General features: G+C 48.0%; 13 protein-coding genes. 11 read left to right on the top strand and 2 right to left on the bottom strand.

Annotated elements, in window-relative coordinates; translation table 11 throughout:
- Positions 1-2 precede the first annotated feature (2 nt).
- The 4 genes from ICN42_RS05970 to ICN42_RS05985 all read left to right on the top strand — a co-directional run bounded on the left by ICN42_RS05970 (position 3) and on the right by ICN42_RS05985 (position 4,586).
- A complete protein-coding gene (locus ICN42_RS05970; protein ID WP_216252958.1) occupies positions 3-1,067 on the top strand; it encodes a microcin C ABC transporter permease YejB in 1,065 nt (354 codons plus the stop codon).
- Entirely contained in the window at positions 1,064-2,089 is a 1,026-nt protein-coding gene (locus ICN42_RS05975) for an ABC transporter permease (RefSeq protein WP_216252201.1), read from the top strand. The genes ICN42_RS05970 and ICN42_RS05975 overlap by 4 nt, the downstream gene beginning before the upstream one ends.
- Positions 2,086-3,765, top strand: coding sequence for an ABC transporter ATP-binding protein (locus ICN42_RS05980; RefSeq protein WP_255539256.1), 1,680 nt, complete (start codon positions 2,086-2,088; stop codon positions 3,763-3,765). The genes ICN42_RS05975 and ICN42_RS05980 overlap by 4 nt, the downstream gene beginning before the upstream one ends.
- Positions 3,766-3,992: 227 nt before the next feature.
- Positions 3,993-4,586: a C40 family peptidase gene (locus ICN42_RS05985; protein ID WP_370626017.1), complete on the top strand. Its 594-nt coding sequence runs from the start codon at positions 3,993-3,995 to the stop codon at positions 4,584-4,586.
- Positions 4,587-4,599: 13 nt separating this feature from the next.
- Here the strand turns inward: ICN42_RS05985 and ICN42_RS05990 are convergent, their stop codons facing one another.
- Both ICN42_RS05990 and ICN42_RS05995 read right to left on the bottom strand, forming a co-directional pair.
- Positions 4,600-5,556, bottom strand: a complete 957-nt coding sequence (locus ICN42_RS05990) for a hypothetical protein (protein WP_255539258.1) — start codon at positions 5,554-5,556, stop codon at positions 4,600-4,602.
- Positions 5,557-5,614: 58 nt separating this feature from the next.
- Positions 5,615-6,529 (bottom strand): patatin-like phospholipase family protein, encoded by a 915-nt coding sequence (locus ICN42_RS05995; RefSeq protein WP_216252203.1) that lies wholly within the window; start codon positions 6,527-6,529, stop codon positions 5,615-5,617.
- 201 nt (positions 6,530-6,730) lie between these two features.
- On the opposite strand from ICN42_RS05995, the gene scpB reads away from it, so the two are divergent.
- From scpB to truB, 7 genes are all read left to right on the top strand, one after another.
- Positions 6,731-7,495: an SMC-Scp complex subunit ScpB gene (gene scpB / locus ICN42_RS06000; RefSeq protein WP_216252205.1), complete on the top strand. Its 765-nt coding sequence runs from the start codon at positions 6,731-6,733 to the stop codon at positions 7,493-7,495.
- A gap of 6 nt (positions 7,496-7,501) precedes the next feature.
- Positions 7,502-9,262, top strand: coding sequence for a 23S rRNA pseudouridine(2605) synthase RluB (gene rluB / locus ICN42_RS06005; RefSeq protein WP_216252206.1), 1,761 nt, complete (start codon positions 7,502-7,504; stop codon positions 9,260-9,262).
- A 173-nt stretch (positions 9,263-9,435) separates the two neighbouring features.
- Positions 9,436-9,927 (top strand): ribosome maturation factor RimP, encoded by a 492-nt coding sequence (gene rimP / locus ICN42_RS06010; protein ID WP_216252209.1) that lies wholly within the window; start codon positions 9,436-9,438, stop codon positions 9,925-9,927.
- A complete protein-coding gene (gene nusA, locus ICN42_RS06015) occupies positions 9,924-11,405 on the top strand; it encodes a transcription termination factor NusA (protein WP_215334709.1) in 1,482 nt (493 codons plus the stop codon). The genes rimP and nusA overlap by 4 nt, the downstream gene beginning before the upstream one ends.
- Before the next feature lie 13 nt (positions 11,406-11,418).
- Positions 11,419-14,211 carry a translation initiation factor IF-2 gene (gene infB, locus ICN42_RS06020; protein ID WP_216252211.1) on the top strand — a complete coding sequence of 931 codons (2,793 nt, stop codon included), beginning with the start codon at positions 11,419-11,421 and terminating at the stop codon, positions 14,209-14,211.
- 14 nt (positions 14,212-14,225) lie between these two features.
- Positions 14,226-14,594, top strand: coding sequence for a 30S ribosome-binding factor RbfA (gene rbfA, locus ICN42_RS06025; RefSeq protein ID WP_216252213.1), 369 nt, complete (start codon positions 14,226-14,228; stop codon positions 14,592-14,594).
- Between the two features lie 5 nt (positions 14,595-14,599).
- Entirely contained in the window at positions 14,600-15,511 is a 912-nt protein-coding gene (truB, locus tag ICN42_RS06030) for a tRNA pseudouridine(55) synthase TruB (protein WP_216252215.1), read from the top strand.
- Positions 15,512-15,561: the final 50 nt, after the last annotated feature.

A 15,561-nucleotide genomic window follows, 5' to 3' on the forward strand; every position in this document is an offset into this window, starting at 1 on the left:
AAATGTGGTCTTATATTTTCAAGCGCATGCTCTTGATGATTCCTACCTTATTGGGTGTTTTAACTCTGACATTCGCAGTGGTGCAATTTGTACCAGGCGGTCCAGTCGAGCAGTTGATGCTGGAGTTAAAAGGGAAGGGCGACGCCGCAGTCAGTGGTGCTGAGTCTTCTGGTGGCGGTAGCAACTATCGTGGACGTCAAGGTGTTGATGCTGAACGTTTGGCTGAGGTCAAAGCCTTATATGGTTTTGATAAGCCACCAGTTGAGCGCTATTTCATGATGCTCAAGCGTTTTGCTCAATTTGATTTAGGTGAGAGTTACTACCAACATCAAAGTGTTTGGCAATTGGTGGTCTCTAAATTACCGGTATCGATCAGTATCGGCCTGTGGACTTTCTTTCTCACGTATTTGGTGTCGATACCATTAGGTATTGCCAAAGCCGTGAGAGATGGCTCCCGCTTTGATGCGATCACGAGCACGATGATTTTGGTAGGCTATGCCATTCCAGGATTCGTATTGGGTGTACTGTTACTCGTCATCTTTGGTGGCGGTAGTTTCTTGCAGATATTTCCACTGCGTGGACTCACTTCAGATAATTGGAGCGAGCTCAGCATGATGGGCAAGGTGATGGATTATTTGTGGCACTTAGTACTGCCGATTACCGCTTCAGTGTTAGGTAGCTTCGCGGTGATTACGATGCTGACAAAAAACTCTTTCTTGGAGGAGATTCGTAAACAGTATGTTTTGACAGCGAGAGCGAAAGGCCTCACTGAGAAGCAAGTTCTTTGGAAGCATGTATTCCGTAACGCACTCCTGCCTTTAGTAACCGGCTTCCCAGCAGCTTTCATTGGCGCTTTCTTTACGGGCTCACTACTGATTGAAACTTTGTTTTCCTTGGATGGTTTAGGACTACTGTCTTATGAGTCGGTAATGAGACGCGACTACCCGGTTGTTTTTGGAACCCTGTACCTCTTTACGTTAATTGGCTTGTTTACTAAGCTTATTTCTGATCTTTGTTATGTCTATATTGACCCCCGAATTCAGTTTGGCGCTGGAGGCGGATCATGAGTCGCTGGCATCGCTTTAAAAACAGCCGAATGGGTTATGCCAGCCTCTGGATCTTTATGATCTTGTTTGGCCTCTCCATGTGCGCCGAGCTAATTGCAAATGACAAGCCATTAATCGTGCGCTATCAGAGTAAGTTTTATTTCCCGATTGTGAAATCGCAGCCTGAGAGAGTCTTTGGCGGAGACTTTGCGACACCAACCGATTTTTTAGATCCTGATATTCGCCACAACATTACGAGCGATGGTAATTGGGCGATTTATCCACCCATCCCTTATAGCTATGAAACGCTCAACTACTTCTCAAAAGTTCCTAATCCTGCACCACCCTCTTTTGATAATTGGTTAGGTACCGATGATCGTGGGCGCGATGTGTTGTCGCGCTTGATTTATGGATTCCGCTTGTCGATTCTATTTGGCTTAGCCCTAACCATTGTTGGCGTGAGCGTCGGCATTATCACGGGCTCTTTAATGGGCTTTTTCGGCGGTAAGTTTGATCTGATTTCTCAGCGCCTAATTGAGATTTGGTCGGCAATGCCAGAGTTGTATCTACTCATCATCTTCGCCTCGATCTTTAACCCTAGCATTTGGCTCTTGATTATTTTGTTAGCCGCTTTTGGATGGATGGGTTTATCTGACTATGTGCGCGCAGAATTTTTCCGCAATCGCGCACTAGAGTATGTTCGCGCTGCCAGAGCGTTGGGCTTAACGAATCTGCAAATTATGCGCCGTCATATTTTGCCCAATAGCCTAACGCCCGTAATTACCTTTCTCCCTTTCAGAATGAGTGCCGCCATTTTGTCGCTCACGAGTTTGGATTTCTTGGGTCTGGGTGTTCCGCCTGGCACCCCTAGTCTCGGAGAGCTGCTCTCTCAAGGTAAAAGTAATTTAGATGCTTGGTGGATTTCACTATCGACCTTTGTGGTCTTGGTTGCCACCTTGCTTTTACTCACCTTTATGGGTGAGGCCTTGCGTGACGCTTTTGATTCTCGTAAGTCAGGTGCCCTGACTGGAGGGCGCTCATGAGTACGGATAATCACATGAATCATGCTTCAGCCCCCTTACTTCGTTATGAAGATTTCTCAATTTCCTTTGGTTCAGGTCGGCGCGAGAAATTTGCTGTTAGTCATCTTGATCTAGAGATTGGAGTGGGTGAACGAGTTGCCTTAGTTGGAGAGTCTGGCTCAGGCAAGACGCTGACTGCGTTAGCGCCACTTCGCCTTGAGCCTGAAGGTGCAAAAACATCCGGTCGAATTCTGTGGAGTGGCAAGAATGCAAATGCCAACAATCAAGCAGTCAACCTACTTGATTTACCAATACAGGATATTCGCGAGATTCGTGGGCGCGAGATTGCCATGGTGTTTCAGGAGCCCATGACTGCGCTCAATCCTTTGTTTACCATCGGTAATCAAATTGTTGAGGCGGTGCAGATCTATCAACCTTTAATCTCCAAAGCGGATTGCCTATCTGCTGCGATTGATTTGCTGAAGAAGACTGGCATCCCTGAGCCGGATAAACGTTTCTACTCTTATCCCCATCAACTATCTGGTGGGCAACGTCAACGCGCCATGATTGCGATGGCATTAGCTTGCAAACCAAGATTGCTTATTGCAGATGAGCCCACGACTGCTTTAGATGTGAGTTTGCGTTTGCAGATTTTGGATTTACTCAAAGAGTTGCAAGAAGAGTCTAAGGATCATGGTGGTATGGCGATCCTCTTGATTACTCATGACCTCAACTTAGTAAAGCATTTTGCGCAAAGAGTTGCCGTATTAAATCAGGGCAACCTGATGGAGGTGGGAGCTACAAAGCAAGTCTTTAATCATCCAGATAACGCGTATACAAAAGCCTTGGTAAATAGCGAGCCTGTGCGGGATCTAGCACCAGTCATGCCTTTGGCGCCAGTGCTATTAAAGACCAATAACTTATCTGTTTCTTATCCAGGAACCGAGGCCACGTCTTGGTTTAAAAAATCTCCACCCCATCAAGTATTGCGTAAGGTTGGCTTTGAGCTGAAGCAAGGGCAGACTATTGGTGTGATTGGCGAATCTGGTTCTGGTAAGACCACCTTAGGAATGGCGGTCTTAGGATTGCTGGGGGATTCTGCTGCGCAGATTACTGGCGATGTGGATATTCTTGGTAGTGATTGGCAACAATTAAAGCCCGCGGAACGTCGAGCTATGCGATCGAGCTTACAGGTAATTTTTCAAGATCCGTTTGGCTCACTTTCTCCGCGCATGAATGTCATGCAAATTGTTTCTGAAGGATTGGATGTGCATTTTCCCAATTTATCTTCTGCTGAACGAGAGTCTCGCGTTTTAGATATTTTGCGAGAAGTGGGCATTGATCGCTCAGCTCTCACGCGCTTTCCCCACGAATTTTCTGGTGGCCAAAGACAGCGTATTGCAATCGCCCGTGCTTTGATTTTGAAGCCGAAGATTTTGGTCCTGGATGAACCTACATCAGCGCTAGATGTGTCGATTCAAAAACAAGTACTCGCCTTACTAACTGAGCTCCAGAAAAAATATAACTTAGCCTACCTGATGATTAGCCATGATTTGGCGGTCATTCGGGCGATGTCGCACGAGGTGATGGTGCTCAAGGCAGGCAGAGTGGTGGAGTTTGGAGACACCGAGACTCTGATTAAGCATCCTCGCCAGACCTATACCAAAGAGCTATTTGCGGCGGCTGAACTGACTTAAGGGCTGGAGCAAACCGCTCTGCAAGGCGCTAAATTGGTGCATTCATGCCCCATAATGAAAAATATCTCATTGAAAACAATGAGTTAGCCCTTGGACTAGCACTTGGTGAAATAAGTCTTCTTTGTTAGAATGGCGTAATGTCCTTTCAAAAAGACCTCTTACCAAGCTTGCTCAAGCAAATGCCAATGGCCTTACTTGTGGCTTTCGCACTCGCTGCAACTCCGGTAATGGCAGTAGATGCCACTCCTGATGTTGCAAAAGACACTTCTGCTGAGCAGACGAAAGATACGCCTAAAGAGACTATGTTTCAGGCTGGTAAATCCTACTTTGCTCGTGTCTCCGATCGCTTGGCGGATTCGGTAACTGGTAAATCAGACGAATTGATTAATCGCGCCATGGAAGTGATTGGCGTGCGTTATCGCTGGGATGCAGAGTTGCCGCAATCGGGTTTAGATGGCAGTAGTTTCGTCGGTTATGTCTTCAAAGATAAATTGGGATTCTTGTTGCCACGTAAAGCCACTCAAATGAGTCGTGTTGGTAAACCGATTACTCGTGAAGAATTGCAGCCTGGTGATTTAGTGTTCTTTAACACCATGCGTTTAACTTTTTCTCATGTCGGCATTTATGTTGGCGACAATAAATTTATTCACTCTCCATCTAAAGGTACTAGTGTGCGCGTAGATGATCTTGGTAGCCTCTACTGGGATAAGCGCTTTGATGGCGCGCGTCGTTTAGATGGCAGCGACAACCTGGGTGATGCAGAGCGTCAAGAGTTGTTGAACGAAGTCAATAAACTCAAGCGCAAATCTCGCAGCCTTTAATCTACCCTGCGCTTTAGAAGCTGGCGGCTAGGCCAATTGAAGTGCCTCGGACGTTCTGTCCAAACTGATATCGAAATACCAGTCGCACCCTACTAAACATGGGGTCTGATGCACTACGATCAAGCTCTACGCCGGTACCCACGGAGGAGAGAGAATCAAAGCCAAGGGCGCCACGCAGTTGGCCAAGAAATTCCGTATGGGCTAATTCAAATACGGCACGCAAGGGTCTCTCTAGTACCGTTAGTGGGGTAGGGTATCTGGCGCGAGCCCATAAGCCTAAGCTTTGTGAGTCAGCGGATCCTTGAACAGCGGTGGAGCTATCAAAGGTATTCATGGCGATATTGGTGTAGCGCAACTCGACATCATATTCACGTTCGGGTTTGTAATCTTCGTAGTCGAGCATCATTGAGCCGCCGGCACCATAAGCATTCATGCGCCCTTTGTTTAGAAACTGCAAATCAGTTCCAGTATTGTTTTGAATGTAGCGGCCTGCAAGGGAGAGGTCGCTCTCGACGTGACCGAGCATGATGTTGGCAATTGGACGAATGCGTAAGTTATCCGTCAGTGGAAAATCCCAGCCAATACCGCCTGTGCCGGTAATACCATTCCAGTGCACGGGTACCGTGACACTGTTGCTACCAATACCATCGGTAAATGTTGGGTTGTAGCGATTGAAGGCAATCGTTCCCTCAAGATAGAGCGGGAAGTTGGCGCTAATACGATCACCACCTCCTAGAGAAATCATTTGCAGATCTGGGTTGTTTCCACCTCTATCAGTAATCGACAGCGATCCCGTAGTGACATCCGGGGTGAGTGAGTAACCCGTGATGGTCATAAAGGCATCGGTGCGCTTCTTTAGGTAATTATTGGCCGCTGTATTGAATTGGGTGTTCTGTGCGTAAGTGTGATGCGCTTGCATGGTGAGTACCAGCACGATCAGAGCTTGAAGAAGAGTGGAAATGGATTTCATAAATAAGTTGCACCGAATCCTAAATCAAACACCCCTATTTTGAAAGTTAGCCCTAGGGCTAGCTTCGAAGTTTTTCTTTCAGGGCAGCCATTTGATCTTGGGTAGCAACCTCGCCAGCGAGGATTGCTGCATTTCTGGATTTGAAATCACCGCTACTCATTTGTTTGAGATGGGGTGTGATCACAATGTCGGCGCTCTTAAGCTCGAACTGATTAATACTTCGCTGCATGATGGAAATAGTCTGCTGCATAACGCCAAGGGTACCGCTGGCATCTTGATGAACAGGCTCTGAAGAGATATTGACGGCAATCACTAAGGTTGCCCCCATTTGCCGGGCATAGCTGGCCGGAACTGGAGCCACTAAACCGCCATCGACGTATTCTTTACCGCTAATGACAGCGGGCTGGAAGACTCCGGGGACACTACAGGAGGCGCGGACTGCCAGGCCGGTATTGCCAGACCTAAATAAGATACCTTTGCCTGACTGTAGTTCGGTCGCCACAATCCCCAGTGGAATACGCATTTGTTCAATCGATTTGTTTTGCACTTCCCGGTTAACCATATTTTGGAGCGCATCGCCCTTGATGAGTCCGCCAAATCGTCCTGAAAAAGGCAAACCCCAGTCAGCAAGGGTTGCCTCGTCTAAGTTCAAGGCTAGTCGGTTTAGCTCATTTCCAGAAGCGCCAGATGCTAGTAGAGCTGCAATAACGCTGCCAGCACTACTTCCTACCACGATGTCGGGCCTGATGCCCTGAGCTTCGAGTGCCTTAATTACACCTACATGGGCAAAGCCGCGGGCGGCCCCCGCTCCTAATGCGAGGCCAATGACAGGCTTGCGACTACCTATTAAGCTACAGCCAGTGAGGCCTGAGCCCCCAATCAGAACCCCCAAACCAAGGCCTAAGCCCAGAAAGCGGCGCCTTGTATCAGTCTCGGAGGATAAAAGTGGGGATGGGGCTGTAATCTCTTGCATATAGCTATTGTATTGAGCCTCCCTTATAATGACCAAACGGTGAGCGAAAAGACTTCGATTCAGCGCGGGTAGCTCTCCCATATGGATTTTCGGAGATGAATTGCCCGTAGTAGCTAAATAGCGCCACCAGAACACTACCAACCCATTACTGAAATAGATTTTTATACCCTCATCAGGCCATTGCCTGATAGCCCGAATTTTATGGATGATCACAATAAACGCGTAATTGAAACAGCCCTCTTGTGCGCGCAAGAACCCCTGACCATTGCTGATCTGACGCGCTTATTTGCCGAAGATATCGCCGCTGGCGAAATTGATGACGCCCTCTTAGAGCTTCAGAAAGCTTGGGAAGATAAGGGTATGGAGTTAGTGCATATCGCAACAGGCTGGCGTTTTCAGAGTCGCTTAGCGATGCGCGAATATCTTGATCGTTTGACTCCAGAAAAGCCGCCAAAGTATTCTCGTGCGGTCATGGAAACCTTAGCGATCATTGCGTATCGTCAACCCGTTACTCGCGGCGAGATCGAAGAGATTCGTGGTGTTGCGGTGAGCAGTAATGTGATGAAGCAGTTAGAGGACCGTGGCTGGGTTGAGGTTATCGGCCACAAGGAGACTATTGGTCGCCCAGGCCTCTATGCCACGACCAAACAATTTTTAGATGACTTGAGTCTGACGAATTTACAAAGCCTACCAATGCTAGAAGATACTGCCCCTATGGCTGCAGCCGAGCAATTGGGTCAGGCGGTCATGCAGTTTGATCCGAGTGCTACTGTTGAAACCGTCATCGAGTTAGATGAAAACGGTGAGCCCATTATTCAGTTAGCAGGCGAAGAGATAGTTAGTGAAGAATTCATCAGCGAAGAAATTGTTATTGAGATTGCTGATGACGAAAGCAGCAAAGAGACAAGTGAAGAAGTAGAAGAAGTTACTCCAGAGTCTGAAGACAAATCAGACGAACAAAAATAATTATTAATGACAAGTCATAACGAAAACGATTCATCTCCGATTAAACCGACATCGGACAATTCCTCAGGATCTGAGTCTGCATCCAATCCTTCCGATGGTGCGAAAGGCGAAGGGCACGAAGGCGGTCAGCGTCGTCCACGCCGTCAGGGCGCTGGCGCTAGCAAGCATCCCTTTAATAAGAAACGCCCATTCAATAAAGATCGGCCTCGTCGAGAGGGCGGTGAGTCGGGTGGCGCACGTGAGGGTGGCGGTAATGCTTCCGCCAAGCTCGCTCCGAATCCAGCTGAGAGCGAGGCTTTGTTCGCATCAGTAGTTTCTGGAGAATTTGATGCTGCCTTAGATGCGCCTGAGGCATTGGAAGTTAAAAATCCTGATGGCCTTAATGAGAATGAGATTTCTCATCAGACTGGTGCTGAGCGTCGCGCACAACGTGTACGTCATGATGATGATGCGGATACGCCTAGCGATGATGAGATGAGTAGTTTGCAATTTGCAAACATCGATGATTTACCTCTCAGCTTGCGGGATGAAGTTTGGTCAGACCTAGATGGTTTAGACGACGACGCTGACGATGAAGACACTGTGAAGTTGCACAAGGTGCTCGCTGATGTTGGCATGGGTTCACGTCGTGACATGGAGGACTTGATTGTTCAAGGCCGTGTTTCTGTCAATGGTTTACCTGCCCATATTGGTCAGCGTATTGGACCAACCGATCAAGTCCGCATTAACGGCAAGCAAGTTCATCGCAAGATTCAGACTAAGCCGCCACGCGTGATCATGTATCACAAGCCTTCAGGCGAAATCGTGAGTCAGTCCGATCCAGAAGGTCGTCCAACGGTATTTGACCGTTTACCAAAACCACGTCAAGGACGCTGGATTGCGGTAGGGCGTTTGGACTTCAATACTGAAGGTCTTCTGTTATTCACTACATCAGGCGAGTTAGCTAATCGCTTAATGCATCCCCGTTACGGCGTTGAGCGCGAGTACGCTGTCCGTATTTTGGGGGATCTGAGTCAAGAAAATATGGCTCAATTAAAGAGCGGCATTACCTTGGATGATGGCCAAGCGAAATTCTTACGTCTCTCTATGGGTGGTGGGGAAGGCGCAAACCGTTGGTATCACGTTGCCTTGACTGAGGGTCGTAATCGTGAGGTTCGCCGCATGTTCGAGGCGGTTGGTCATACCGTTTCTCGTTTGATTCGTACGCGATACGGCATTTTCTTATTGCCTCCACGTTTAAGACGGGGTAAATGGGAAGAGATTGAGGCGGGTGGCATCTATAACTTGATGAAGTTTGCGGGTTTAAAGATGCCTCAGCCACAAGATAAAGGCCGTAATCCGAACTCACAGAGCCGTGATCGCCACTCCACTCCTAGTGGAGACTTTCAGCCAGATCCAATGCAAACCTCAGTTTCTTATTGGGGTTCACGGGATGCATTAACCCAGGCCAGTGGCCATGGTGCTCTAACCCATCAAGCTAGGGGCGGTAAACCTGGCGGCGGTGGCTCAAGCGAGGGCCGCGGTCCTTTCCGGGGCCGTACTCAGGGTGGTCGTCCGGGCGCAGGTGGTCAGGGTGGTCAAGGTGGCGGACAGGGAGCTCAAGGTCAAAACCGCAATAAAGGCAAGAAAGTCCACCACGGACAGTCAGCTTTTGTGACGGCAAGCCCTCAAAGCCCTGGAAATGGACCTAAACGGGGAGCACCAAAAGGGCGCAAACCATTCAATAAGGGGCCTAGAAAACCGCGAAATCCAGGCGAAAGCTTCTGATTTTGATGATTTTTCCTCTAAATCGGCTATAATTTTGGTCTTACAGCAGTTCGCTGCTGTTTTTAGTTGTTACCGACTGATGTTGCGATCAACGTAAGTCGGCCTGTTCTGAATTTCGAGAATATGGGCTTTGAAGCCCATTTTTTTTTGCCATTTTGGATTGAAGGGTGTTCGTGAAAGATCAGCGGATTATTTCTGCAGAAGTAGAAAACCTAGGGTACACGCTAGTCGATATTGAGCGTGAAGCCGGAGGTTTGCTGCGCGTCACGATTGAAAACCCGGATTATGAGCGCTTGATTAATGTCCAGGATTGCGAAAAGGTAAGTCACCAATTGAGCTATACCTTGCCAGTTGAAAACATTCCTTTTGAGCGTCTAGAGATTTCTTCTCCTGGTCTGGATCGCCCTGTCAAATCAGCGGCTGACTATGAGCGTTTTTCCGGAATGGAAGTGGATTTGAAGTTACGCATTGCCGTTGGTGATCGCAAAAAGTTTCGTGGTGTGTTGCAAGGTTTGCTGAGTGGTGAGTTGGATTCGCCTGACGCGAAATTTGGTTTGTTGTTTGAAGGTGCTGATGGCGCCGAATCTCAATTGGAGTTTTCTTTAGCCGAGGTCGATAAGACTCGGTTGGTCCCTGTTATTGATTTCAAAGGAAGAAAGTCATGAGCCGAGAAGTTCTCATGTTGGCAGACGCCTTAGCGCGTGAAAAGAACGTAGATCAAGCGATTGTGTTTGAGGCGCTAGAAATGGCGTTGGCATCAGCCACTAAGAAACGTTATCCAACAGAAGATGTGGATATTCGTGTATCGATTGATCGCGAGTCTGGTGAATACGAAACCTTCCGTCGTTGGTTGGTTGTTCCTGATGAAGCGGGCCTCCAAGAGCCGGATAAAGAAATTCTGCATTTTGAAGCCCTTGAGCAATTTCCCGACATGGAAGTTGGCGAATACATCGAAGAGCAAATCGAATCTTTAGCCTTTGGTCGTATCGGTGCGCAAGCTGCCAAGCAAGTGATCTTGCAGCGTATTCGTGATGCTGAGCGTGAGCAGATTTTGAATGACTACCTTGAGCGTGGCGAAAAAGTCATGACCGGTACCGTCAAGCGTGCTGATAAGAATGGTTTGATTATTGAATCTGGACGTGTCGAAGCATTGCTACGTCGCGATCAAATGATTCCAAAAGAAAATCTGCGCTCTGGTGACCGCGTACGCGCTTACATTCTTAAAGTAGATCGTGAAGCCCGTGGCCCACAGATCGAACTCTCACGTACTTGCCCAGATTTCTTGATCAAGTTGTTTGAGAATGAGGTTCCAGAGATGGAGCAAGGTTTATTGGAGATTAAGGGCGCAGCTCGCGATCCTGGCATCCGCGCAAAAATTGCCGTGATTACTTATGACAAGCGTATTGATCCGATCGGTACTTGTGTTGGCGTTCGTGGCACACGCGTTACTGCAGTTCGTAACGAAGTGGCTGGTGAAGCAGTCGACATCGTATTGTGGTCCGAAGATCCAGCGCAGTTTGTGATCGGCGCCTTGGCCCCGGCGCAAGTGTCTTCTATCGTGGTTGACGAAGAGCGTCACGCCATGGATGTTGTGGTTGATGAAGAGAACTTAGCAATTGCAATTGGCCGTAGCGGACAAAACGTTCGTTTAGCTAGTGAATTGACTGGTTGGCAGATCAACATCATGACTCCAGAAGAGTCTGCTGAGAAGACTGAAAAAGAAGCTGCCTCTGTACGTCAATTGTTCATGGACAAATTGGACGTTGACCAAGAAGTTGCTGACATCTTGATTGAAGAAGGTTTCAATACACTGGAAGAGGTTGCTTATGTACCTCTTTCCGAAATGTTAGAAATCGATTCTTTCGATGAAGATACTGTGAATGAATTACGTACTCGTGCGCGTGACTCTCTCTTGACCATGGAATTGGCTAAAGAAGAGCGCGTTGGCGAAGTCTCACAAGATTTACGTTCCCTCGAGGGAATGACTACTGAATTGATTGCTAAGCTTGCTGACAATCAAGTTCACACACGTGACGACTTAGCTGAACTGGCTGTTGATGAGCTAGTTGAGGCGACACAAATTGACGAAGAAACCGCGAAAACGCTCATCATGAAAGCGCGCGAACATTGGTTTACTTCATGAGAGGAAGTAGTGCATGGCAACAACAGTAAAAGTACTCGCTAAAGAATTAAAACGTACCGCGCCAGATCTTCTGGAGCAATTGAAGGCGGCCGGTATCGAAAAAGGTTCTGAGGACGATAGCATCACCGAAAAGGACAAGACTGTCCTGCTTGAGCATTTGCAAAAAGAGCATGGCAGTGCGGATACAGGTAGTCGTAAAAAGATTACTTTAATCAAGCGCGAAAACTCAGAGATTCGTCAGGCAGACTCTGCTGGGCGCACTCGCACCGTTCAGGTTGAGGTTCGTAAAAAACGCGTTCTAGTTAAGGCTGGCGACAAGGCTCCCGAGGAAGCTCCGGCTGAAGTTGCTAAGGCAGTCGCCCCTGCGACTCCTGCTAAACCAATTCTGTCTGCTGAAGAGTTAGAAAAACGCGCAGCTGAAGCTACTCGTCAAGCCGAGTTATTGGCTCGTCAAGAAGCGGAAATGAAAGCGGCAGAAGATGCTCGCCAAAAAGAAGCGGCTGCTGTAGCTGCCGCAACTGCAGCTGAGCCAGTTGTTGAGAAGACGGTTAAGGCAGATGATGACGTCTCTGTAGCTGAAGCAGCTGCTGCAAAAGCCGCCGATAAAAAAGCACAAGCTGATAAAGCTGCTAAAGATATCGCTGATGCCAATAAGGCACAGTTGGCTGATATTACAAAACGTCGTGCCGCTGCTGAAGCTGAAGCTTTGGCCATTCGCGACATGATGAGCGCTCCAGCGCGTGTGCTTAAGGCGCCAAGTGAAATTGCTGCTGAAGAAGCTAAAAAAGGTACCTTGCATAAGCCTGCCAAGGTTGAAGGTGCTGACGATAAGAAAAAGGCTATCGCTAAGGTTGGTGGCAAGACGATTAAGTCTGCAGAGACTTCATCTACTTGGCAAGAAGAGGGTGCCAAGAAACCGGGCGGTCTCAAAACTCGCGGTGATAGCTCTGGTGGCGTAGGAGGCTGGCGTTCTGGTGGCGGTAGAAGAAAGCAGCGTCAAATTGCTGAAGCTAACGTAGACACCAACTTCCAAGTTCCAACAGAACCAGTTGTACGTGATGTTCATGTTCCTGAAACCATTACTGTTGCTGAGTTAGCTCATGCAATGGCCGTAAAGAGTGCAGAAGTCATTAAGCTCTTGATGGGCATGGGTCAGATGGTGACAATTAACCAAATCTTAGATCAAGATACTGCCATGATCATCGTGGAAGAAATGGGCCATACCGCCCATGCTGCCAAGTTAGATGATCCCGATTTAGATCTAGGTATTGCTGGTCACGATGCAGAGTTATTGCCACGTCCACCAGTAGTCACAGTCATGGGTCACGTTGACCACGGTAAAACATCTTTGCTCGATAAGATTCGTGCGGCTAAGGTTGCGACTGGCGAAGCCGGTGGTATTACTCAGCATATTGGCGCTTATCACGTTGAGACTCCACGTGGCATGATTACCTTCCTCGACACTCCAGGTCACGAAGCCTTTACGGCAATGCGTGCTCGTGGTGCCAAGGCAACGGATATCGTGATCTTGGTTGTTGCGGCGGACGACGGTGTGATGCCACAAACGAAAGAGGCGATTGCTCACGCAGTAGCTGGTGGCGTTCCAATTGTTGTGGCGATTAATAAGATTGATAAACCAGAAGCAAACTTAGAGCGCGTTAAAACTGAGTTAGTTGCTGAGCAAGTCGTTCCAGAAGAGTACGGTGGTGATGTGCCATTTATTGGCGTGTCCGCAAAAACGGGTGACGGCATTGATGCATTGCTCGAAAACGTACTCTTGCAAGCGGAAATTTTGGAACTCAAGGCAGCAAAAGATGCTCCTGCGCAAGGTCTCGTTATTGAGGCGCGCTTGGATAAGGGTCGCGGTCCTGTTGCCACTATTTTGGTTCAGTCTGGCACGCTCAAGCGTGGTGATATGTTGTTAGCTGGTTCAACCTATGGTCGTGTTCGCGCGATGTTGGATGAGAACGGTAAAGCCTGTAATGAGGCTGGCCCATCCATTCCGGTGGAGATCCAAGGTTTATCTGAAGTGCCTGCAGCTGGCGAATCAGTGCAAGTAGTACCTGACGAGCGCAAAGCACGTGAGATCGCACTTTTCCGTCAAGGTAAGTTCCGTGATGTGAAGTTGGCTAAACAGCAGGCATTCAAGCTCGAAACCATGATGGAAAACATGGAAGAGGGTGCCATTGAAGCGAAGTTGTTGCCACTCATTATTAAAGCGGACGTACAAGGTTCTCAAGAAGCATTGTCACAGTCATTGCAAAAGCTATCAACTGCAGAAGTGAAAGTGCAAATCGTTCACGCAGCGGTGGGCGGCATTACTGAAACCGACGTGAACTTAGCGGTTGCTTCTAAGGCGGTCATTATTGGCTTTAACTCTCGTGCGGATGGTGCAGCGCGTAAGTTGGCCGAAAACAATGGTGTGGATATTCGATATCACAACATTATTTATGACGCGGTTGATGAAGTGAAAGCAGCCTTAAGCGGCATGTTGACGCCAGATAAGAAAGAAGAAATCACCGGTATGGTGGAGATTCGTCAAGTCTTCTTGGTGTCTAAGGTTGGCGCGATTGCAGGTTGCTTGGTGCTCGACGGTGTTGTTAAGCGTAACTCCAGTGTTCGACTCTTGCGTGACAACGTAGTGATTTGGACTGGTGAGTTGGACTCTCTCAAGCGCTTCAAAGATGATGCAAAAGAAGTTCGTGCCGGCGTTGAGTGCGGTCTGTCATTAAAAGGCTACAACGATATCAAAGAAGGCGATCAACTCGAAGCCTTTGAAGTTACCGAAGTTGCTAGAACACTCTAAGAGTTGCTGAGTTAATGCATAAAACTAGTCCCCATCGTAACCAGCGTCTCGCCGATCAAATTCAGCGAGACCTGGCCGAGCTAATTCCCCGTGAATTGCGTAGCCCAAGTTTGGGTTTAATTACCCTGCAAAGTATTGAACTCACGCCAGATTTGGCTCATGCAAAAGTCTTCTTTACCGTCTTAGGTGCTGAACCTGCGGTTGCATTGAAGGCATTGCAGGATAAGGCGGGCTATTTGCACTCATTATTGTTTAAGCGTTTGCATATTCATACTGTGCCAACTCTGCATTTCCACTACGACAGTTCAGTTGAGCATGGCATTGAAATGTCTCGCTTAATCGATCAAGCGGTGGATAGCGATCGCAAAGACGAGAACGCGTAAACTTTATGTCTGTACGTATCGACGGCGTTGTCTTGCTTGATAAACCTGCTGGTATGAGCTCGCAAGGCGCAGTCACTGCCGTCAAGCGCGCCCTTAATGCAGAAAAAGCAGGGCACACTGGCACTCTAGATCCAATGGCCACTGGCTTACTGCCCATTTGTTTGGGTGAGGCAACGAAGTACTCCCAGGATTTATTAGAGGCTGATAAAAGTTATATCGCTCAGGTGAAATTTGGTCAGCGTACAGATACAGGTGATGCTGAAGGCCTAGTGATTGAAGAGCTGCCTTTGCCTGCATTCGCTGATGAGGCTGATATCAAAGCTGCATTGGATGCTTTATTGCCAGCTTTTACCGGCCCAATTAGCCAGATTCCACCAATGTATTCCGCGCTGAAGCGTGATGGTAAGCCTTTATATGAATATGCTCGTGCTGGTGTTGAGTTGGAGCGTGCTCCTCGAGACATTACGATTCATGCAATTCGTTGGACCAGCATTAACTGGCCAGAAGCAACTTTAGAAGTAAGCTGTAGTAAGGGTACTTACATCCGTGTATTGGCTGAGGATATTGGTAAGGCCTTGGCTTGTGGCGCCCATTTAGTTGGTTTGCGTCGCACCGAAGTAGGCCACCTCACTCTCGAACAGTCTTTCACAATCGAATCCATTCAGAAGGGCTTGCAAGATAGCTCTAATTACATCTTGCCAGTCGATGCTCTTTTGCAAACCTTGCCACACTTAACTGTAGATGAGCAACAAGCAAGACGCTTAGAGATGGGGCAACGCGTTCCTCTTAATTTACCTTCGATAGAAGCGCTAGTGCGTATCTATCGTGCAACTGCTGCCCCACATAATTTTATTGGTACTGGAGATTGGCGCTCTGGGGTATTGCATCCTAAGCGGCTAATTTCTTCAGCGCATTAATTTTTTACCTATTGATTTATTTACTTTAACAACCACATTCTTAACTTCAG

The sequence above is a fragment of the Polynucleobacter sp. 71A-WALBACH genome, from assembly GCF_018882365.1.
Classification (GTDB): domain Bacteria; phylum Pseudomonadota; class Gammaproteobacteria; order Burkholderiales; family Burkholderiaceae; genus Polynucleobacter.